Source organism: Comamonas serinivorans, assembly GCF_002158865.1.
GTDB lineage: Bacteria > Pseudomonadota > Gammaproteobacteria > Burkholderiales > Burkholderiaceae_C > Comamonas_E > Comamonas_E serinivorans.
Genome location: NZ_CP021455.1, coordinates 1,398,356 through 1,418,231 on the forward strand (window position 1 = coordinate 1,398,356; position 19,876 = coordinate 1,418,231).

Sequence of the window (19,876 nt, forward strand, 5' to 3'; positions counted from 1 at the left end):
AGTATGGCTGGATTGCCGATGAAAGATCATCGGCAATTGGGTCATACTCCAGGTATTTTTTCCTTCAGCCTTCAGCCTTCAGCCTTCAGCCTTCAGTCTTCAGTCTTTAGGTCAAGGCATGCCGTTGTGTCCATGGCGCAGGAACGCGGGCCGCTCGCACAGCCGCGCATGCCAGGCGTCGACGGCCGGCAGCGCCTCGCGGTCCATGGGGCACATGCGCCAGCGTTCGGCCGACAGGCCCAGCACCACATCGGCCAGGGTGAACGTGGCGCCCGCCACGAAGGCGCCGGTCTTGGCCAGTTGCGCCTCCAGGATGCGCATGCGGCCGTTCCAGTCGGCCACGCTGGCGGCGAGCTGCGCGGGGTCCTGATGCAGCGGGCTGCGCCGCACCAGCGCCATGAAGGCGTAGCGCCAGGCGGTGTTGAGCTCGGTGGCCTGCCAGTCCATCCATTGCTCCACGCGCGCCCGTTCGGTGGGGCTCGCGGGCAGCAGGTCGTGGCGCTGGGCCCGACCGGCCAGGTAGCGGCAGAGGGTGTTCGACTCCCACAGCACCAGCGGCTGCGGCAAGGGCTGGCCCGCCGCGTCCACGGCGCCGTCGTCGATCAGCACGGGCACCAGCGCGTTGGGGTTCAAGGCCTTGAAGGCCGGGGTGTCGGTGGGGCAAAGCCGCTGCCGTGGGGCTGCAGCGTGAAGGGCAGGGCCAGCTCGTCGAGCAGCCAGAGCACTTTGCGCACGTTGATGGAGCTGGGTTTGCCAAGCAGGGTCAGCATGGTGGGCGGGTGTGGGTGGCGGAGTGGGCCATTGTGGCCGCACAGGCCGGGGCGAACAGCCGCCTGAGAGTGGTGCCGTGGGCTGCGGCATCGGCCATGTCCCAGACTGAGCGAGGAAACACGTGGCTCAGCCAGCTCACGAATCAGCGTGTCATCGGCGGGCAGGTGTGTCGGCCAAGCTTGACGCGGGCGAGGCCAGGTCGCCCCATGCGCCGGGTTTAACCCCGGCAGCGGCGCTGCGCCGTTCAAGCAGCACCCTTGTTGATGATGGAGTGTGTCGATGCGATCGAAAACCGTTGGTGGGAATGCGCCCCTGCACGGGCACGGGCTGCGGCCTGACCAGGGCCTGCAGCCGATGTGGCGGCGGGCCGCCGGCGCGTTGGCGGTGGCGCTGCTGGTGGGCCTGGCCGGCTGTTCGCGCAGCGAGGCGCCGGCCGCGACCGCCGAGGCCAGCCTGGACGAACCCGCTGCGCTGGCGGTTCAGGCCGAACCCACTGCGCGGGCGGTCCAGGCCGAGGCGGGGACCGCGATGGATGAGGCCAAGGTGGCCGCCCGTGACGCCTCCGGCGGTGCAGGAGCGGGCGACACGCCCCTGGCCCCGCGGCGTTTTCTGGCGGTGCGGCACCAGCTGCAGGTCGAGGCGCCTGCCGATCAGGTGGCCGAGGTGTGGGCGGCCGTGCGCGAGGCCTGTGGCCGGCTCGACTGCGACCTGGTCTCGGCCCAGTTGCAGCGCGAGACGGCGCAGACCCCGGTCAGCGCCGCGCTGAGCCTGCGCGTGGCGCCGCAGGATTACGCGCGCCTGACGGGCGCCCTGAGTGGCGGGGCGAAGGTGGTGAGCGACGCCTCCAGCAGCGAGGACCTGACGGCGCAGGTCGTGGACGTGGAGGCGCACCTGAAGAACCGCAGCGAGTACCGCGACAGCCTGCGCGAGCTGCTGGCCGACAAGAGCGTCAAGCGCACCCTGGCCGAGTTGTTCCAGATCCGCGACACGCTGGCCCAGGTGCAGGCCGAGATCGACAGCGCGCTGACCCAGCGCCAATTGCTCGAGCAGCAGACGGCCAAGCAGTTCGTGCAGATGCAGTTCCGCGCCGAGCGCGGCCTGCAAACCGCCACCCACTACAACCCCTGGCGCGAGGTGCTGCGCGATGCGGTGAACCTGGCCGCCGAAAGCACCCATGCGCTGGTGCGCGTGGTGGCGCTGGTGCTGCCGTGGGGGCTGGCGCTCGTGGCGCTGGGCTGGGCGTTGCGCTGGTGGCTGCGTCGCCGGTCCATCTGATGCGGCGCGGGCACCGCGCAGGCTGACAGGCCTTGCCGAGCACCGGTGTGGTGGCGTGGGCGCCGCAACGCGCTCGACGACGTGCGCCGTTGTCGAAGGCGATTGCCAGCACGCGCCACTTGGAACGGTGATGGGCCCGGGATCGGCGTGGCGCCCCTGGCCGCCAACGGCACGCGGCGGCGAATCGGCTGGTGGCGCCACTGCACGGCACAATGGCAGGCCCTGCGGGCTCGGCGGGTGCGTGGCGCACCCTGGCCCGGTCCCGTCGCGGGCTTGCGCGCCGGGCTGCGTGGCGTGCAGGCGCCGGCTGCCGGGTGTTGGCGCTCGGGCAGAGGGCCGCGACGGCGCGCGCAGCCGGGCCAGAACATTCAGGAGATGCGAGTGACTTACCCCTCACGTGTGAAGTTGGTGGACGTGGGCCCGCGCGACGGGCTGCAGAACGAGAAGCAGCCGGTGCCGGCGGCCGTGAAGATCGAGCTCGTCGAGCGCCTGCAGGCCGCGGGTCTGCGCCACATCGAGGTGACCAGCTACGTCAGCCCCAAGTGGGTGCCGCAGATGGCGGACAACGCCGAGGTCATGCACGGCCTGAAGCGCCGCAGCGACGTGGTGTATTCGGTGCTGACGCCCAACGTCAAGGGCCTGGAGGCCTGCCTGTCGGCGCCGCGCGAGGAATGGCCGCAGGAGATCGTGGTGTTCGGCTCGGCCACCGAGGCCTTCAGCCAGAAGAACATCAACTGCTCGATTGCCGAGAGCATCGAGCGCTTTGCGCCCGTGGTGCAGATGGCGCGCGAGCAGGGCATCCACGTGCGCGGGGCCATGAGCTGCACCGTGGGCTGCCCCTACGAGGGCGAGGTCGCGCCCGAGAAGGTGGGCCACCTGGCCCGGCTGATGAAGGACATCGGCGTGCAGCACGTGGGCGTGGCCGACACCATCGGCGTGGGCACGCCGGGCAAGGTGCGCGCGGCCTTCGAGGCCACGCTGGCGCACTACGGCCTGGACGAGGTGTCGGGCCACTTCCACGACACCTACGGCCAAGCCTTGTCGAACACGCTGGCGGCGCTGGAGATGGGCGTGTGGCAGTTCGACACCTCGGTCGCCGGCCTGGGCGGCTGCCCCTACGCCAAGGGCGCGACGGGCAACGTGGCGACCGAAGACGTGGTCTACCTGCTGCATGGCCTGGGCATCCACACGGGCATCGACCTCGATGCGCTGATCGACGCGGGCGTGTTCGTCAGCCAGGCCCTGGGGCGCGAGCCGAACTCGCGCGTGTCCAAGGCCATCCGCACCAAGCGCTGCGCCTGACGCGCATCCGCTTCGCTTGACGCGGTGCGCATCGGCCCGCTGCGCCCACGCGCGGCGGGCGCAACCGCCTGCCCGCAGGCCCACCAAGGTCCGGCATGGCGTCAACGCCGGCCTGGTCCTGCAGCGCGCACCTGCATGACCGGCTGTCGACCTGACGAGCGCCAAAACGTCCGCTGCGCGACAATCGCCGGTTTGGCGCGGTGGCCTCACGGCGAGCCTCGTCGCGCCTTGTTGTGTGTTGAACAGAGGACGAAACCGTGGACTTGCACCTGTGGATGGCCTATTTCGCAGCCATGTGGCTGATTGCGCTGTCGCCTGGCTCGGGAGCGGTGCTGAGCATGAGCCATGGCCTGTCGTACGGCGTGCGCCGCACCTCGCCCACCATCCTGGGCCTGCAGCTGGGCCTGGCCGTGGTCTTGCTGGTGGCGGGCCTGGGTGTGGGCGCGGTGCTGCTGGCGTCGAGCACGGCCTTCCTCATCGTCAAGCTGCTGGGGGCCGCCTACCTGATCTGGCTGGGCTGGCGCCAATGGCGCGCGCCCGTGGCGGCGGCCGATGCCACGGGGCCACTGGCCGCCGAGGCCAGCCTGAGCGTGGGCCAGCGCGTGTTGCGCGGCTTCCTGACCAACGTCACCAACCCCAAGGGCATCGTGTTCATGGTGGCCGTGCTGCCGCAGTTCATCGACCCCAAGCGGCCGTTGGCGCTGCAGCTGCTGATCCTGCTGGTGACCACGCTGGCCGTGGACGTGACCGTGATGCACGGCTATGCGTGGCTGGCCTCGCGCCTGCAGACGCTGCTGCGCTCGGTGCGCGCGCGCCGCAACCAGAACCGCGTGTTCGGCTCGGTGCTCATGCTGATGGGGGCCAGCCTGGCGCTGGTCAAGCGCGTGGGCTGAACGCGGGCTGCTGCCTGGCTGCGCGGGGGCCGGGTAGGGGGTTGAGGATTTTGGAGTATGGGTGAATGGCCGATGATGAAATGACGACAATCAGGCCATACTGCATGAATTGATCAAAGACGAAGCAAGCCTGTGTCATTGCCGGTCCGATGCGCGCTGTCTTCGATGCGATGGAGGCGCTCGATCCTTGCCGGCCAGCGCGGCACCGTCCGGTCTTGCATCGTGCTGTCCCCACCTGGCCATCGTGGTGCGGCGCCCAGGTGGGTCTTGCCCGCGTTGCTGAACACAGGACTTGCTCGCCCATGCACCACCTGTTGACGGCGGGAGGTCCAACGGTGACTCACCGGGCCGACCAGCGCCCCCAGTCGGTTCCCGTCGTTGTGCGAACGGCTGGAGCCCGGATGAATCAGTCTGCCGCTCGCGCCGTCAAGCCACTGAGCCGCGCTGCCGCCGCCGCCGCTGGCCGCGATGGCGCAGATGGCCAGCCCGGCCTGCGGGCGGTCATGCCATCGATCGGTTGTCGATTCTCTGGCGCCTCAACCTGGCGGCCTGCGGCGTCAGCCCGGTCAGGTGCGCAGGTCATGCCGCTTCTGCGCCGCAGCCCGGTCGGGTGTGCAGGTCATGTCGCTTCTGCGCCGCAGCCCGGTACGGGGCTCCGCGGGCGATGACACTGCCCCCGCGCCGGTCAGGCGTGCACGGTGGTGTCGACCACCAGGCTGCCCGAGAGCAGCTTGTGCACGGGGCAGGCGTTGGCGATCTGCAGCAGGCGCTCGCGCTGCTCGGCGTCGAGCGCGCCCTCCAGGTGCAGCTCGCGCGCGATGTGGTTGGCCTCGCCCCGCGGCGGGTCGCCCGCGGGGTTCAGCGTGGCGTGCACGCGCACGCCGCTCAACGGCCAACCCTTGCGCTGCGCATACATCTGCACGGTGATGGTGGTGCAGGCGCACAGGCCGGACAGCACCAGTTGCACCGGGTCGGGGGCGGTGTCGCCGCCGCCGTTGCTGACGGGCTCGTCGGCCCACCATTCGTGGCCCGCGGGGTCTTGCAGGCGCACGCGGTAGGCGGTGGCGGTGCTGTGGGCGGTGGCGCTGAGCGGCATGGTCAATCCTTCCAATGTGAAAACGCCGATCTTGCACCGTGGCGCGCACCGCGATCGCGCGCCTCGGGGCGCACGCCAGACGCCCAGATGACAGCGGCTGCGCGTTTTCCCAGGTGACGCCCCGGGGTGGCCGGCGTTGAATGCCGGCTTGCCGGCACAAGCCGCTTGTGCCGCTCGCGTCCGCCTGGCCTTGGCCCGACGCCTGTCGACCCTGGAGAACCGTCCCATGCACACCCTGATCGTTTCCGCCGTTGCCCGCCAAACCGCCACCACGCTGGGGCTGGCCGTGGCGCTGACCGGCATCAGCCTGCCGGCCGTGGCGCAGGGTGGCGCGGCCTCGTTCCCCGCCAAGCCCATCACGCTCGTCGTGCCGTATGCGGCGGGCGGGCCCACCGACGTGACGGCGCGCCGCCTGGCCGAGCTCATGGGCAAGGCGTTCAACGCCACGGTGCTGGTCGAGAACCGGACCGGCGCCGCCACCATCGTGGCGGCCGAGTACGTGGCCCGCGCGCCCAAGGATGGCTACACGCTGCTGTTTGCGCCCGGCACTACCACCTCGATGAACCCGCACCTGTACAAAAAGCTCAACTACCGGATGGAGGACTTTGCGCCGATCACGCTGGTGTCGCGCCAGCCCTTCGTGCTGACGGCCGGGCCCGTGACGCGCGTGACCGACTTCGCCGGCTTCAACCGCTACGCCAAGGCCAAGACCGAGGGCGTGAGCTTTGGCACCACGGGCGTCGGCAGCTTCACCCACATCCTGGGCGACTGGATGGGCAAGGTGCTGGCGTGGAACATGCAGAACGTGCCCTACAAGGGCTCGGCCGCCTCGGTGGCCGACCTGGTGGGCGGCCGGCTGGACAGCCAGGTCGAGGCCATCGCCAGCGGCCTGCAGCTGGACAAGGGCGGCAAGGCCCACGTGGTGGCGGTGATGGACACCAAGCGCTCGCCCATCCTGCCCAAGGTGCCGACCTTTGCCGAGCTGGGCCATCCCGAGCTGGTGGCCTACGTCACCTTTGGCCTGCTGGCGCCCGCAGGCACGCCCGATGCCGTGCTGGACAAGCTCTACCAGGCGGCGGTGCAGGCCACGCGCGACAAGCAGTTCGTGGCGCAGATGGCCGATGTGGGGGAAGAGCCCGCCCCCTCGGCCTCGCGCCAGGCCTACGGCCAGTGGCTGCGCGACGAGAACGTGCGCTGGGGCAAGCTCATCGCGCCGCTCGGCATCCAGCTGGATTGAGGGCAGTATGGTCGAATTTCCGATTCATTTGAATCGGAAGTGGCTGCATACTGCAGATCAAGCGTGCGCCGCCGGCCTGAGCCCGCGAATGGGGTGAACGCCTTGCGCCCGACTCGTGGGTGAACGATGGGTCCACGCTTCGCACCCGGAGCGCGACCTGTGCCATGGCCGAGCCGCATGCATCGAACCGGCAACCCGTCGCCGCCTACGGGCTGCGCCGTGCCGTGGCGACGTCCGTGAACCTGTGTAAGCCCTGCGGACGCGGTGGCAGGCGCATGGCCTCGTGCAGGCACGGCGCCTGCAGCACGTGGCAAAAGTTGTGTCTGAGGGTATCGCGTGAGGGGCCGTGAGGCCTGCTCGGGTGAGCCGATAGATCACGCCCACCACCAGTATGGTGATCCTTCCGATGGTGAGTCATCGAGCATGGCCGAATACCTGTTCATGATCTCGGACGATTCAGGCTATGCAGATGGCACCGATCCGCGCTGGGCGACAAGCGCCTAGGTGACGCGTCCGCTGCGGGCGCCGGCCTATGGTGAATCCGCCTGCACACGCAGCACCGGACTTTGGTCGGGTGCCGCGCTGATGCCGGTCAGATGTACCCACCGTGGGCACGTGGCTTGCCGGTGGCCTGCGCGGACGTCGAGGCGCAGGTTGCAGCCTGCATGCGCGGTCCGCGTTGCCATCCATGTCCAATCAGGAGAACCACGATGACCACCAGGAAACGGCTGCTTGCCGTCAGCGCGATGACGGTGTTGCTGTCTGCGTGCGGAGGCGGGGGGGACGACGACACGCCGGTGCCGCCGCCTCCGCCGCCCCCGGCGAGCGGGAATGTGCCCACCATCAGCCAATCGGTGAAGGATGCGGCGGCCGCCATCAGCGCCGACCCCAAGATCCGCCAGCTGGTGGCCGAATGGCAGACGGACGCCGACGCGCAATACCGCTACGACTCGCACATGGAGCTGGTGCGCATCGCGAGCCCGTCGCGCTACGAGTTCCGCCGCGCGCAGGCCATCCGCCAGCGCCTCATCGACGAGTGGGGCTTTGACGAGGCCGAGGTCGTCACGCGCGAGGATGGGCAGCTGCCCGGTGCGGGGCTGCAGCTCGTCGATGGCCTGCCGGTCTACAACGTGTGCGCGCAGATCAAGGGCAGCTATGCCGGGTCGCAGGGCGCGCAGGCCTACAAGGGCCAGTACCCCAAGGTGCTGATCGAAGGCCACATCGACACCGTCTACCCCGCCGAGCTGCCGCCCGAGAGCAACCCCTTCGAGCCCATCAAGCTGCAGTCGATGGCCGAGGCCATCGTGGGCACGCCGGAAGCGCTGGCGGCCCTGCCCAATGCGCTGAGCTTCGACGGCAACGGCCGCATCGTGCGCGATGCGTTCTACACGCAGGCCTACCGCCGCTTCGACACCGCCGATGCCGCCACGGCCGCCGGCGCGCTGCGCCACTACGTGCCCGGCTACAGCGATGCCATGGGCAATGCCGTGGGGGCTTTCCACATCGCCCGCATGCTGAAAAAGTACAACATCCAGCCGGTGTACGACATCTGGGTGTGCGGCACGGCGGGCGAAGAGGGCAAGGGCAACCTGGCCGGCATGAAGCAGCTCTATGGCTACAACCAGGACACGGGCAAGGGCAACAACGCGCTCAACTTCGTCACCAACTTCAGCATCGACGGTGGCTCGGGCACCATCAACTTCATCGGCAGCTACCGCTTCGAGATGAAGTTCAAGGCGCCCGCCGAAGCCGCCCAGGGCGGGGCCACCGCGCCCAGCGCGCTGAACGCGGCGGCGATGGCGGCGGCACGCATCGCCGACATCAAGACGCCGTGGGACAGCGACGCCAAGGCGCTCAAGACCACGTACACCGTGGGCACCATGGCGTGCGAGGCCCCGCTGCCGAACGGCGTGACGCCCAGCTGCACCATGCAGGTGGACATGCGCTCGCCGCGCCTGGAGCCGCTCAACGAGATCCGCTCGCGGATCGAGCCGCTGTTTGCCGCCGGCATGGCGCAGGAGAACGCCCGCTTCGGCGCGGCCGAGGGCTCGGCCCAGGCCGTGAGCATGGAGCTGGTGTGGTTTGGCGACCGCCCGCCGCATGAGCGCACCGACCTCAGCGACGTGTCCATCCAGTCGGCTTGGCAGGCTGCCGAAACCGTGGGCGTGGACAAGCGCACCGAGCTGTCGCTCGCGGCCTCGAGCCTGAACGACAACGTGCCCGCCGCCATCGGCGTGCCCACCATCAACCTCAACATCTCGACCAACGCCGCAGGGGGCGGCACCCACGCGTTCTACGAATGGGGGGTGCCCGGCAACGCCAACACCGAAGGCCTGCGCCTGTACCGCGTGATGATGGCGGCGCTCATTGCCGCCGGTGTGCACACCAGCGATGGCAAGCGCATCGCACCCGCCGCAGGCCCGCTGGGCGCCCGCACCACCGAAGACCAATACTGATCAGGAGCACATCATGAGCAAACGATGGATTGCGGCGGGTGCCATGCTCGCCAGCCTGTTGACGGCGCCGCTGGCGCTGGCCGAGAGCGTCACGGTGAGCTTTCAGGGGCCGGGTGGCCACAGCAACGGCAACTACGGGCGCACCAGCGCCGTGCATGCGGCGGCGCGCGCCATCACCAAGATGGCAGAAACCATGGATGCGGCGAGCTACACCGTCTCCGGCTTTGGGGGCGGCAACTCGGTCAACAGCATCGCCAGCGATGCGGTGTTCAAGGTCGACCTCAAGGGCGATGCCGTGGCGGGCCGCCAGGCGCTGACGGCGGCCGTGGCGGCCGGCGTGCAGGCGGAGAACGACTTCCGCGGCGTCAAGCCCGGTGACCTGACGGGTGGCGTACCGGCGGCCATCAGCTACGTCATCAGTCCTTAAGGGTGTGGGGTATGGGCTGACTGTCGATTCATAAGAAACGGCAGTGGGTTCATACCCCTCAGAAAGACCAGATGCCGAGCTGGCCTGGCCGAACGTGCTCACCGCATGAAGCGTGCCCCACAGGCTCACTGACGAGTCACGACGGCCAGGCCACGGTGACCGGCGCTTCTTGCCGTCGGCCGGACACGGGGGCGGGAGACGTGGCCTTGAGGCTAGAGGGCTTTGTTTTTGGCCTTGATGTTCTCGCGGGCCTGTTGCCCATCGGCGTCGGTTCCCTGGACCATGAAGGCGAAGTTGCCGCCTGGTGCAGTGCGGCGGATGCAACGCGCTTCAGGCTGGCGCCGCTCCCCGCCGGATCAGGCTTGACCTGGTGGTTCGGTCGATGGCGCTGACCGGGAGTGAGGAATGCGTTCGAAGACCGCAGAACGGGGCGGAAGCCGCACAGCACGTTCTCGCCCAGCGGGCGTCACGAAAGCTGGCCGATGGTGCGGACGTTCGGCGCCACGCCTTCACCGATGTCACCGCCACGTCTGGGGGATGGGGTGAGTTGGTGGCCTGGGCGCTGGTCACTGCCAAGCGGAGTGGCCGGAGCAGGCCAGCGCGTGATCCTGGTCAGCCGCATGCATGACCCTGGGGTACGGAACGCACACGGCCTAGGAGCAGCGGCTGTGACCCGCATGGCTCCGCGATCTGCTGCGCAAGCCCGCAAACCGAGGCGCTCAGACCAGTGCGCGCCACCAGTCGGCCTGGCCGTCGGGTGGGGCAAAACGCTTGTTGATGAAGTGCAGGCGCGTGGGGCCGGGCAGGGCGCGTTCGGCCACGGTGTGGGCCGGGTCGCCGGGGTAGCACAGGATGCGCGTGTCGTCGGTGGCCTCCACCGTTTGCGGCTCGACCAGCGGCGGCCGCTTGGCGCGCGCCTCGGCCATCACGCTGGCCACGGTGGTGTGCTGGGCCAGGTGGGCCAGGCTCATGATCTGCGGCGGCGCCAGATCGATCTGGCTGTCGTAGTACTGCTGCAGCGCGCGGTGGGGCGACAGCCAGACGCTTTCGTCGGTTTCGTGGTTGTCGTGCTGGGCGTGCTGGCCCGGCGGCAGGCCGGCGACGAAAAAGCGCGTGTCGAAGCGCTTGGTCATCACGGCGGCCCGCTTGGGCGTGATCCAGCGCGACCAGGGCACGATGGCGTCGGCATCGAGCCGGGCACCCAGCTCGACCAGCAGCTCGGGCAGCGCGGTGCCGGCGTTCAGGCGCTTGGCGGCGTCGGCCAGCTCCTGCAGCGTGGGCGTGCGCCGCTGCCACTGCGCCAGCAGCACGCCGGCCTCCTCGAAGGCCTCGCGCAGGGCCGCCACATACAGGCCGGCCGCGCGCGCGGCCGCCAGGTCGGCCTGGTTCAGCGTGGGCTGCAGCTGATCGGCGGGGCGGGTGAGGTGGCTCAGGGTCTCGGGCTCGGCGTCGGCGTCGTCGACCTTGCCCCCCGGAAACACGTAGGCACCGCCCAGCACGGCCGAGGCGCTGGCGCGGCGCAGCAGGAAGACCTCCAGGCCCTCGTCGGTGTCGCGCAGCAAGACCACGGAGGCGGCGTCGCGTGGGGGGGTGGTGATTTCGTCCTTGTTGAGTTCCATGCCAAGACTCCTGTGAGGCAGGCGCGAACCTTAGCAGTTGGCCCGGTACCGGTCTGTCCGCTGCGCGCCAAAACGGGGCGCTGACCCACTGTGCAGCCGCTCGCTGCGGGCCGGGAACCCACGTTGCGCACACCCCCGGGCCGCTGTGATACCTTTCGCAGCCACTTCGCTTCACACACTCACAATGACCAGTTTGCAGGATCAGCTTGCCGCGATGCCCACCGCCCGTTTGCAGGGCATGCGCCGCGGTCTGGAAAAGGAAAGCCTGCGCGTGTTGCCCGGGGGAGAACTGGCCTTGACGCCGCACCCGCAGGGCCTGGGCTCGCCGCTCACGCACCCCACCGTCACCACCGATTTCAGCGAATCCCAGATCGAACTCGTGACCGGCACCCACGGGTCGGTGCAGGCCTGCCTGACCGAGCTGCAGGACATCCACCGCGCGGTGTTCCACGTGCTGGGCCGCACGGGCGAGGAGCGCCTGTGGCCGTCCAGCATGCCGTGCCGCCTGCCCACCGACGAGACGATTCCGCTGGGCCGCTACGGCTCCTCGAACGTGGGCCGCGCCAAGAGCATCTACCGCATGGGCCTGGCGCACCGGTATGGCCGGCGCATGCAGACGATTTCGGGCATCCACTACAACTGGTCCCTGCCCGGGGTGAACAACGAGCAGTACTTTGCGCTGATCCGCAACTTCCGCCGCCATGCCTTCTTGCTGCTGGTGTTGTTCGGGGCCTCGCCGCTGGTTTGCAAGAGCTTTGTGGCCGGGCGCGAGCATCAGCTGCGCGAGATGGGCCCGGGTTGCATGGGCATGCCCCACGCCACCTCGCTGCGCATGGGCCGGCTGGGCTACCAGAGCGATGCCCAGTCCACCCTGAACGTGAGCTACAACAGCCTGGAAGGCTATGCCGCGTCACTCGAGAAGGCGTTGACCGAACCCTACCCGGCCTACGAGGCCATTGGCATCCGCAACCCCGGCGGCGACTACAACCAGCTCGACACCTCGCTGCTGCAGATCGAGAACGAGTTCTACGGCACCATCCGCCCCAAGCGCGTCATCCGCTCGGGCGAGCGGCCGCTGCACGCGCTGCGCGAGCGCGGGGTCGAGTACGTCGAGGTGCGGCTCATGGACCTGAACCCGTTCGAGCCCGCGGGCATCTCGGCCGACACCATGCGCTTCCTGGACGTGTTCCTCCTGCACTGCCTGCTGTCGCCCAGCGCGCCCGATTCGCTGGCCGAAATCGACGCCATGAAGGCCAACCAGCACCTCGTGGCCTCGCGCGGACGCGAGCCCGGCCTGATGCTCACGCGCACCGAAGGCTGCGGCACCTGCCAGCAGATCGAGCTGACGGCCTGGGCGGCCCAGTTGCTCGACGAGATGGCGCCCGTGGCGGCACGCCTGGACGCGCATGCGCTGGCCCAGGGCGAGCCGGCCCTGCATGCGCAGGCGGTGGCCCAGGCGCGTGCAAGCCTGGCGAACATGGACACCTTGCCCTCGGCCCGCGTGCTGCAGGCGGTGCAAGACCGCGACGACCGGTCCTTCGTGGGCTTTGTGGATGGCCGCGCGGCGGCAACGGCCGAGCTGTTCCGCAGCCAGCCGCTCACCGCCGACGAGGTGGGCCGCTTCATGGGCCTGGCGCAGCAGTCGTTCGCCGACCAGAAGGCCATCGAAGCGGCCGACACCATGGGCTTCGAGGCCTACCGCCAGCAGTACGTGTCGCCGGCAGGCCTGGTGGTCTGAGGCCGCGCTGGCAGTCCCCATACGCGTGACCTTGGGGGCGCAGACCGCAGCCTTCGCCAGCGAGGCGTGATGGGGCCGTGGTCGACCGTGCCGCGGGCTGATGCGGCATTCGGTGGCATCTGTGGTCAGGCGTTGCGCCTGGATGCTGGCACCGGATGCGCGCTGCGGTGGCGGCGCGTTCGAGCGCCAGAGCGACCCGCTCGGCGCTTGGGTGTTGTGCGTTGAATCATGCAGTATGCGGTCATCGCCGTTATCCAGTCAACGGGAATGCGCTGATACTGCTATTGGTGGGCCTCAATCCCCGATCATGAACATCGTGTGAGTGACCGCTGAGCTCAGTGCCCGCGGGGCATGCCCGCCAGCGTCAGCTCAGGGGCAGAACCCGGTAGCACCTGATCGGCCCATTCGCTGCGGACGGGCACCGGCGCCGCGCGCTCAATGCGGGGCGCCGAAATCCGTGTGCTCGGTGTGCAGCGGTGGCGGCACGCCGGGCATGTTCTCTTGCCGGGTGCGGAACAGGGCGGCCCGGGCCAGCAAGGTGGTGGTGATGGGCACGGTGATGGCCAGCATGACCACGATCAGCCAGTAGGACAGCGACAGCCGGCCTTCGGTGACCGAGAAATAGACCACGCAGGCGAGCGACACGCACCACGCGGCCGCCGTGCTGACCAGGGCCGTGGGGTGCATGCGCTGGAAGAAGGTGCGCAGCCGGGTCATGCCCAGCGCACCGAGCAGCGCAAACATGCCGCTGGCCAGGGCCAGCACGCCGACCACGATTTCGGCCCAGAGGGGCAGTGCATTCATTCGATCACCTCGCCGCGCAGCAGGAATTTGGCCAGGGCGGCCGAACTGACGAAGCCCGTGATGGCGATCAGCAGCGCGGCTTCGAAGTACATGCTGCTGCTGTTTCGGATGCCCAGCGCCAGGATGGCCAGCATGGCCAACAGGTAGATGAAGTCGATGGCGAGCACGCGGTCTTGCGCGCTGGGGCCGCGCATGAGGCGCCACACCGCGAGCAGGGCCGCCACGCCATACAGGATGAGGGTGGCGGTCAGGCACAGTTGCAGGACAGGGCTCATTCAAAGATCTCCAGCAAAGGCGCTTCATAGACCCGCTTGTAGTGGGCGATGAAGGTGGCTTCGTCCTCCAGGTTCCAGACGTGGAGCAGCACCGCGTGCGAATCGCGGGCCAGCTCGCACCACACGGTGCCAGGCACCACGGTGGTCACCATGGCCAGCGCACCCAGGGCGCTGGGGTCGCGCAGGTCCAGCGGCACGGCGACGAAGGCGCTGCGCACGGGCTTGGCCCGAAAGCGGATCAGGTCCCAGGTCACCTCCCAGTTCGAGAGCACCACGTCCCAGCCGATGCGCACGATGTAGCGCGCGATGCGCAGCGGGTGGCGAATCGTGGGGCGTTGGGGCCGCAACGGCGCGAACAGCAGCGGCAGCAGCCAGCCGAACAGCAGCGCCAGCAGCAGGTGGCCGGCTGACAGCGAGTCGTTGAGCAGCAGCCACATGGCGGCCAGCGCCAACGACAGCAGCGGGGCGGGAAACAGCTTGCTCATGGCTTGCCCTCCAGGGTGCCGGCGGCTGGCAGCTTGTGGCCTTCCTTCACAGTCTGGGCCGCCATCACGCTGCGGATGTAGTCGCGTGGGTCATGCAGGGCGCGCGCGGCGAGGTCGGTGTAGCGCAGCACGGGCTCGGCGCGCGCGACCAGCAGCACGCACACCGCCAGCATGGCCACGATGGGCAGGCACTCGATGACGCGCAGGCGCGGTGCCGCGCGGTCGTGGGGGGCCCAGAAGAAGCGGATGCCGGCACGGGAGAAGGACACGGTGGCCATGAGGCCGGAGACGATGACCAGCGCCAGCATCACCCAGGCCGCGCTGCGCGGCACGGCATCGGTGACGGCCAGGCCCTCGGGGTTGAGCACGGCGGTCAGCATGACGGCCTTGCCGATGAAGCCCGACATGGGCGGCAGGCCCGAGACCAGCAGCGCGCACAGCATGAAGGACATGCCGAGGAAGGCCATGGCCGCCGGGATGGCCTTGCCGATCAGCGCCTGTTCCTGTTCGTCGAGGTTGGTGTGCTCGGGCGGCACCAGGTCGATGGGGAAGGGGAACTGCTCGTCGTCGAAGTTTTCTTCCGGCACGGCTTCTTCGGTCTGGCGTGAGCGCTCGATCAGGTCGGTGACCAGGAACAGCGCAGCCAGGGCCAGCGTGGAGCTCATCAGGTAGTACAGCGCACCGCCCGTCAACGCGGAGTGGCTGAAGCCGAAGGCCGCCAGCAAGGTGCCCGATGACACCAGGACCGAGAAGCCGACCAGGCGTTGCAGGTGGGTGGAGGCCAGCACCCCGATGGAGGCGAAGCCCAGGGTGGCCAGGCCGCCCCAGACCAGCACCTCGCTGCCGAACAGCGCCGACCCGACCGCGGTGGGTGGGAACAGCAGGGTCCACAGCCGCAGGATGGCGTACAGCCCCACCTTGGTCATGATGGCGAACAGGGCTGACACGGGTGGGCAGGCTGCGGCATAGGCGGGCGGTAGCCAGAAGTTGAGTGGCCAGGCTGCGGCCTTGGCCAGGAAGGCCACGGCCAGCACCGCCGCACCCGCGTGCAGCAGGCCACGGTCACCGGCAGGAATCAGCGGGATCTTGAGCGCCATGTCGGCCATGTTCAGCGTGCCGGTCACGCCATACAGCAAGGCGATGCCGAGCAGGAACAGGAACGAGGCCAGCAGGTTCATCGTGATGTAGTGCAGGCCCGAGCGCACGCGCGGCCAGCCGGTGCCATGCAGCAGCAGGCCGTACGAAGCCGTCAGCATGATCTCGAAGAACACGAACAGGTTGAACAGGTCGGCCGTGAGGAAGGCGCCGTTCAGGCCCATCAGCTGCAGCTGGAACAGCGAGTGGAAGTGCACACCCGCCCGGTCCCAGCCCGCGACCGAGAACATCAGCGACCCCAGCCCGATGATGGAGGTCATGAGCAGCATGAGCGCCGACAGGCGGTCCACCGCCAGCACGATGCCGAAGGGCACCTGCCAGTTCGACGGCAGGTAGACCCCGATGGCGCCCACGCCGTTTTGGCGGTGCACCCAATACACCAGGAAGATGGCGATGGCCAGGCCCAGCAGGCACGACAGCAGGTTCACCACGGACTTGGCCGTGCGGGCCTGCTCGCCCGGGAACAGCAGCAGCGCGGCCGTGAACATGGGCAGCAGGATGGGCGCCACCACGAGGTGGGGCATCAGTGCGTCGAGCCAGTTCATTGCTCAGGCTCCTCGTCGTCCTTGCCGTCCACATGGTCGGTGCCGGAGAGGCCGCGGGCCGCCAGCAACAGCACCAGGTACAGGGCCGTGGTGGCGAAGCCGATCACGATGGCGGTGAGCACCAGGGCCTGGGGCAGCGGATCGGTGTAGTTCTCGAGGTTGGGCGTGAGCCAGGGTTTGACCACGGGCTCGTGTCCGATGGACAGGCTGCCCGTCACGAAGATGAACAGGTTCACGGCGTACGACAGCAGCGACAGGCCGATGACGACCTGAAAGCTGCGGGGGCGGAGCACCAGCCAGGTGCCCGAGGCAGCCAGCACGCCAATGGCCATGGCGACAATCAATTCCATCAGTCGTCTCCCTCCGAGTTCGGTGCGCGCACCACGCCTTCTTTCTGGGCCAGTTCAGCCGGTGAGGGCTCGGCCGAGGCCGGCTTGCGCTGACGACGCACCGATTGGTGGGCGAGCGCGGTGAGGGTCAGCAGCGCCGCGCCGACGACGACCGCAAACACGCCGATGTCGAAGAACATGGCGCTGGCGATGTGCAGCTCGCCCAGCACCGGCAGCGTCACGTGGGCGGTGTGGGTGGTCAGGAAGGGGTAGCCGAGGAACAGCGAACCCAGGCCGGTGGCCAGGGCCACGACCAGGCCCACGGCGATCCAGCGCCGCAGGTAGAGGTTGATCTGGGCTTCCACCCAGTGCGTGCCGGCCACCATGTACTGCGTGATGAAGCCGATGGACAGGATCAGCGCCGCCACAAAGCCGCCACCGGGCTCGTTGTGGCCACGCAGCAGCAGGTGCAGGGCAAACAGGCCCAGCACGGGCAGCATGACGCGCGCCAGCACGGCCGGCACGAGCAGGTAGCTCAAGGCGGTGTCGTCGGCCGTGCGGGGGTTGAGGTCGATGCCCAGCGACGTGGCGCGCTGCTGGTGCGGTGCCAGCAGCGATTCCTTGGGCGGACGGAAGCGGCGCAGCAGCGCGAACACCGTCAGCGCCACGGCGCCCAGCACCACGATCTCGCCCATGGTGTCGAAGGCCCGGAAGTCCACCAGCATGACGTTGACCACGTTGGTGCCGCCGCCCTCGGGCAGCGCGCGCTCAAGGTAGAAGGGCGAGATGCTCTGCGGCGCCGAGCGTGTCATCAAGGCATAGGACAGCACCGCCAGGCCGCTGCCGACGGCGGCCGACACGATGAAGTCGCGGCTGCGGCGCAGGCGGGCGCGCAGCTGTTCAGCCTTGCTTTCCATGAGCACCCGCTTGGGCAGCCAGCGCAGACCCAGCAGGAACAGGATGGTGGTGACCACCTCGACGGCCAACTGGGTCAGGGCCAGGTCGGGGGCCGAGAACCAGATGAAGGTCAGGCAGGTCGCCAGGCCTGCGCCGCCCAGCATGATGAGGGCCGCGAGGCGGTGAAACTTGGCCTGGTTGGCGGCACCCAGGGCGCACAGGCAGCCCACCACCCACACCAGCCAGAACTCCCACGAGGCCGGCACGCGGGGCCGGTCGCCCCAGCCAAAGCCCGAATACCAGAGCGACGCCGCCATGGTGGCGATGCTGACCAGGATCAGCAGGAACACCTGGGGCTGCATGCGCTGGGTGTGAAACACCTGCTGGAATTTGCGCGCCAGCAGGTTGCAGACGTTCAACACCCATTCGAACGCGCGCTGCCCATTGGCCCACCCCAGCAGCGGTGGCTGGGTGTACTTGCCCGCACGCAGGCCTTTGCGCAGCAGCACATACATGAGCAGTCCGCCACCCATGGCCACCAGGCTCATGACGAAGGGGGCGTTGAAACCGTGCCAGATGCTGAGCTCGAAATGGGGCAGTGCGCCGCCCACCACGGGGGCGGCGGCCATGGCCAGGAAGGGCTGGATCACCGCGCCCGGCAGCACGCCCACCAGCAGGCAGATCACCACCAGCGCCTCGATGGGCACGCGCATCCAGCGGACCGGTTCGTGCGGCTCACGCGGCAGGTCGGTGGCGGGGGCGCGGAAGAAGGGCTTCACCGCAAAGCGCAGCGAGTACGAGGTGGCGAAGATGGCCGCGGCCGTGGCCACGAAGGGCAGGCTGACCTCCACCCAGGGGTAGGACTGGATGAACACCGTCTCGGCAAAGAACATCTCTTTGGAGAGGAAGCCGTTGAGCAGGGGCACGCCGGCCATGGCGGCACTGGCCACGATGGCCAGCGAGCTGGTGATGGGCATGGTGCGCCGCAGGCCCGACAACCGGCGGATGTCGCGCGTGCCGGTTTCGTGGTCGATGATGCCCACCGCCATGAACAGCGAGGCCTTGAAGGTCGCGTGGTTGATGATGTGGAACACAGCGGCCACGGCCGCCATGGTGCTGTTCAGGCCCAGCAGCAGCGTGATCAGGCCCAGGTGGCTGACGGTGGAATAGGCCAGCAGCGCCTTGAGGTCGCTCTGGAAGTTGGCGATGTAGGCGCCCAGCACCAGCGTGATGAGGCCGGCGCTGCTGACCAGCCAGAACCACTCGGGCGTGCCCGACAGCACCGGCCACAGCCGAGCCAGCAGGAACACGCCGGCCTTCACCATGGTGGCCGAGTGCAGGTAGGCCGACACCGGCGTGGGGGCGGCCATGGCCCGGGGCAGCCAGAAGAAGAACGGGAACTGGGCACTCTTGGTGAGCGCGCCCAGCAGGATGAGCACCAGCGTGACGGTGTAGAGCGGATCGGCGTGCACCTGGGGCGCAGCCGCCAGCACGTCGCTGAGCTCGTAGCTGCCGACGATGTGGCCCAGCAGCAGCACACCGCCCAGCATGGCCAGACCCCCGGCGCCGGTCACCGTCAGCGCCATGCGCGCGCCGCGCCGCGCGTCCTTGCGGTGGTACCAATAGCCGATCAGCAGGAAGGAGAACAGGCTGGTCAGCTCCCAGAAGAACGCCAGCTGGATCAGGTTGCCCGACAGCACCACGCCCAGCATGGCGCCCATGAAAGCGAGGAAGAACGAGAAAAAGCGCGGGACCGGGTCGTCCTTGGACATGTAGTAGCGCGCATACAGCGCCACCAGCATGCCGATGCCCGTCACCAGCACGGCGAACATCCAGGCAAAGCCGTCCATGCGCATGCTGAAAGTCAGCCCGATGGAAGGCACCCAGCGCATCTGCTCCTCGATGACCTGTCCCGCCTGGATGTCTGGCATCAACCACAGCACTTGGGCCAGCGCGGCCAAGGCCACCAGTGCGGCGCCCGTGGCGGCTGTGGTGCGGGCATTGGTGGGCAACACCGCTGCCACCGCGCTGCCCAGGAAGGGCAACGCCAGGAGGAAGAACAGGCTCATCGGTTCTCGTTGGCGTGTGTGGCGGGGCAAACCGCCAGGGTGAGACAGAGGAACAGGCTGAACCGATCGGCACCCCCTGGCGTGGCCGCACAAGGCGGCCTGCCCCGTGCGGGGCGCGATGAGGGGTGTGGACAGGCCATCGACGTGCCGCAAAGCCCTGGCGGCTGGGCGCCTGCGGGTCGAGAGATCGATTCAGCCTAGGTGACGCATGATTCTATTCGTGCTGATGCTATTGAATAGGGAGCAAATGCCGATATCCCTGGCTCGGCACCGATTTTGTTGCGACGAGGAAACGGGGGTGGGGCGGCGTGGGCTGCTGGGGTTGGGGTGATCGGCGGCGGTTGGTCCGCGCGAGAGCGGGCCTGGCGGGAGGTCGCTGGCACACCCCTTGGCCATCACCTACGGCACCCGGCCGGCGATGTCCGCCTGTGCACCAGCCTGGTGCCAGAAAGCCGGGCTGACGGGGGGGCCGCCTTCGGTGCCGGGGTGCTCGCCGCTGCCAA

General features: G+C 68.9%; 15 protein-coding genes and 1 pseudogene. 7 read left to right on the plus strand and 9 right to left on the minus strand.

The features are described 5' to 3' along the window. Positions 1-111 precede the first annotated feature (111 nt). Positions 112-770: pseudogene (locus CCO03_RS05965) on the minus strand (glutathione S-transferase family protein). Positions 771-1,050: 280 nt separating this feature from the next. Between CCO03_RS05965 and CCO03_RS05970 the strand changes: the two are divergent. The 3 genes from CCO03_RS05970 (at position 1,051) to CCO03_RS05980 (ending at position 4,241) form a co-directional block, all read left to right on the plus strand. After that, on the plus strand, positions 1,051-2,046 hold the full coding sequence (locus CCO03_RS05970) for a DUF4349 domain-containing protein (RefSeq protein ID WP_087278546.1): 996 nt from the start codon (positions 1,051-1,053) through the stop codon (positions 2,044-2,046). Positions 2,047-2,427: 381 nt separating this feature from the next. Next, positions 2,428-3,348, plus strand: coding sequence for a hydroxymethylglutaryl-CoA lyase (locus CCO03_RS05975; RefSeq protein WP_087278549.1), 921 nt, complete (start codon positions 2,428-2,430; stop codon positions 3,346-3,348). A 257-nt stretch (positions 3,349-3,605) separates the two neighbouring features. Beyond that, positions 3,606-4,241, plus strand: a complete 636-nt coding sequence (locus tag CCO03_RS05980; protein ID WP_087278552.1) for a LysE family transporter — start codon at positions 3,606-3,608, stop codon at positions 4,239-4,241. Between the two features lie 685 nt (positions 4,242-4,926). Here the strand turns inward: CCO03_RS05980 and CCO03_RS05985 are convergent. Beyond that, a complete protein-coding gene (locus CCO03_RS05985) occupies positions 4,927-5,337 on the minus strand; it encodes an OsmC family protein (RefSeq protein WP_087278555.1) in 411 nt (136 codons plus the stop codon). 226 nt (positions 5,338-5,563) lie between these two features. On the opposite strand from CCO03_RS05985, the gene CCO03_RS05990 reads away from it, so the two are divergent. The 3 genes from CCO03_RS05990 to CCO03_RS06005 all read left to right on the plus strand — a co-directional run bounded on the left by CCO03_RS05990 (position 5,564) and on the right by CCO03_RS06005 (position 9,457). Then, positions 5,564-6,574, plus strand: a complete 1,011-nt coding sequence (locus tag CCO03_RS05990; protein ID WP_087278558.1) for a Bug family tripartite tricarboxylate transporter substrate binding protein — start codon at positions 5,564-5,566, stop codon at positions 6,572-6,574. Positions 6,575-7,284: 710 nt separating this feature from the next. After that, complete coding sequence (locus CCO03_RS06000) at positions 7,285-9,030, plus strand: zinc-binding metallopeptidase family protein (RefSeq protein WP_236904045.1); 1,746 nt, start codon at positions 7,285-7,287, stop codon at positions 9,028-9,030. Positions 9,031-9,043: 13 nt separating this feature from the next. Then, positions 9,044-9,457: a peptidase dimerization domain-containing protein gene (locus tag CCO03_RS06005; protein ID WP_157667526.1), complete on the plus strand. Its 414-nt coding sequence runs from the start codon at positions 9,044-9,046 to the stop codon at positions 9,455-9,457. Positions 9,458-10,176: 719 nt separating this feature from the next. On the opposite strand, the gene CCO03_RS06010 is transcribed toward CCO03_RS06005, so the two are convergent. After that, the gene (locus CCO03_RS06010) at positions 10,177-11,076 is read right to left on the minus strand and encodes an NUDIX hydrolase (protein WP_087278567.1); all 900 of its coding nucleotides are present in this window, start codon (positions 11,074-11,076) and stop codon (positions 10,177-10,179) included. Between the two features lie 184 nt (positions 11,077-11,260). Between CCO03_RS06010 and gshA the strand changes: the two genes are divergently transcribed. Then, complete coding sequence (gene gshA, locus CCO03_RS06015) at positions 11,261-12,814, plus strand: glutamate--cysteine ligase (RefSeq protein ID WP_087278570.1); 1,554 nt, start codon at positions 11,261-11,263, stop codon at positions 12,812-12,814. Positions 12,815-13,249: 435 nt separating this feature from the next. Here the strand turns inward: gshA and CCO03_RS06020 are convergent, their stop codons facing one another. The 6 genes from CCO03_RS06020 to CCO03_RS06045 are packed head-to-tail and all read right to left on the minus strand — an operon-like array spanning position 13,250 to position 19,373. Next, positions 13,250-13,618 carry a Na+/H+ antiporter subunit G gene (locus CCO03_RS06020; RefSeq protein WP_169717455.1) on the minus strand — a complete coding sequence of 123 codons (369 nt, stop codon included), beginning with the start codon at positions 13,616-13,618 and terminating at the stop codon, positions 13,250-13,252. After that, positions 13,615-13,893, minus strand: coding sequence for a K+/H+ antiporter subunit F (locus CCO03_RS06025; RefSeq protein WP_087278573.1), 279 nt, complete (start codon positions 13,891-13,893; stop codon positions 13,615-13,617). The genes CCO03_RS06020 and CCO03_RS06025 overlap by 4 nt, the downstream gene beginning before the upstream one ends. Further along, positions 13,890-14,378, minus strand: a complete 489-nt coding sequence (locus CCO03_RS06030; RefSeq protein WP_087278576.1) for a Na+/H+ antiporter subunit E — start codon at positions 14,376-14,378, stop codon at positions 13,890-13,892. Before CCO03_RS06030 ends, CCO03_RS06025 begins: the two co-directional genes overlap by 4 nt. Then, complete coding sequence (locus CCO03_RS06035) at positions 14,375-16,078, minus strand: monovalent cation/H+ antiporter subunit D (protein ID WP_087278579.1); 1,704 nt, start codon at positions 16,076-16,078, stop codon at positions 14,375-14,377. Before CCO03_RS06035 ends, CCO03_RS06030 begins: the two co-directional genes overlap by 4 nt. Then, positions 16,075-16,428, minus strand: coding sequence for a Na+/H+ antiporter subunit C (locus tag CCO03_RS06040; RefSeq protein WP_087278582.1), 354 nt, complete (start codon positions 16,426-16,428; stop codon positions 16,075-16,077). Before CCO03_RS06040 ends, CCO03_RS06035 begins: the two co-directional genes overlap by 4 nt. Then, positions 16,428-19,373, minus strand: coding sequence for a monovalent cation/H+ antiporter subunit A (locus tag CCO03_RS06045; RefSeq protein WP_087278585.1), 2,946 nt, complete (start codon positions 19,371-19,373; stop codon positions 16,428-16,430). The genes CCO03_RS06040 and CCO03_RS06045 overlap by 1 nt, the downstream gene beginning before the upstream one ends. Between the last annotated feature and the right edge of the window lie 503 nt (positions 19,374-19,876).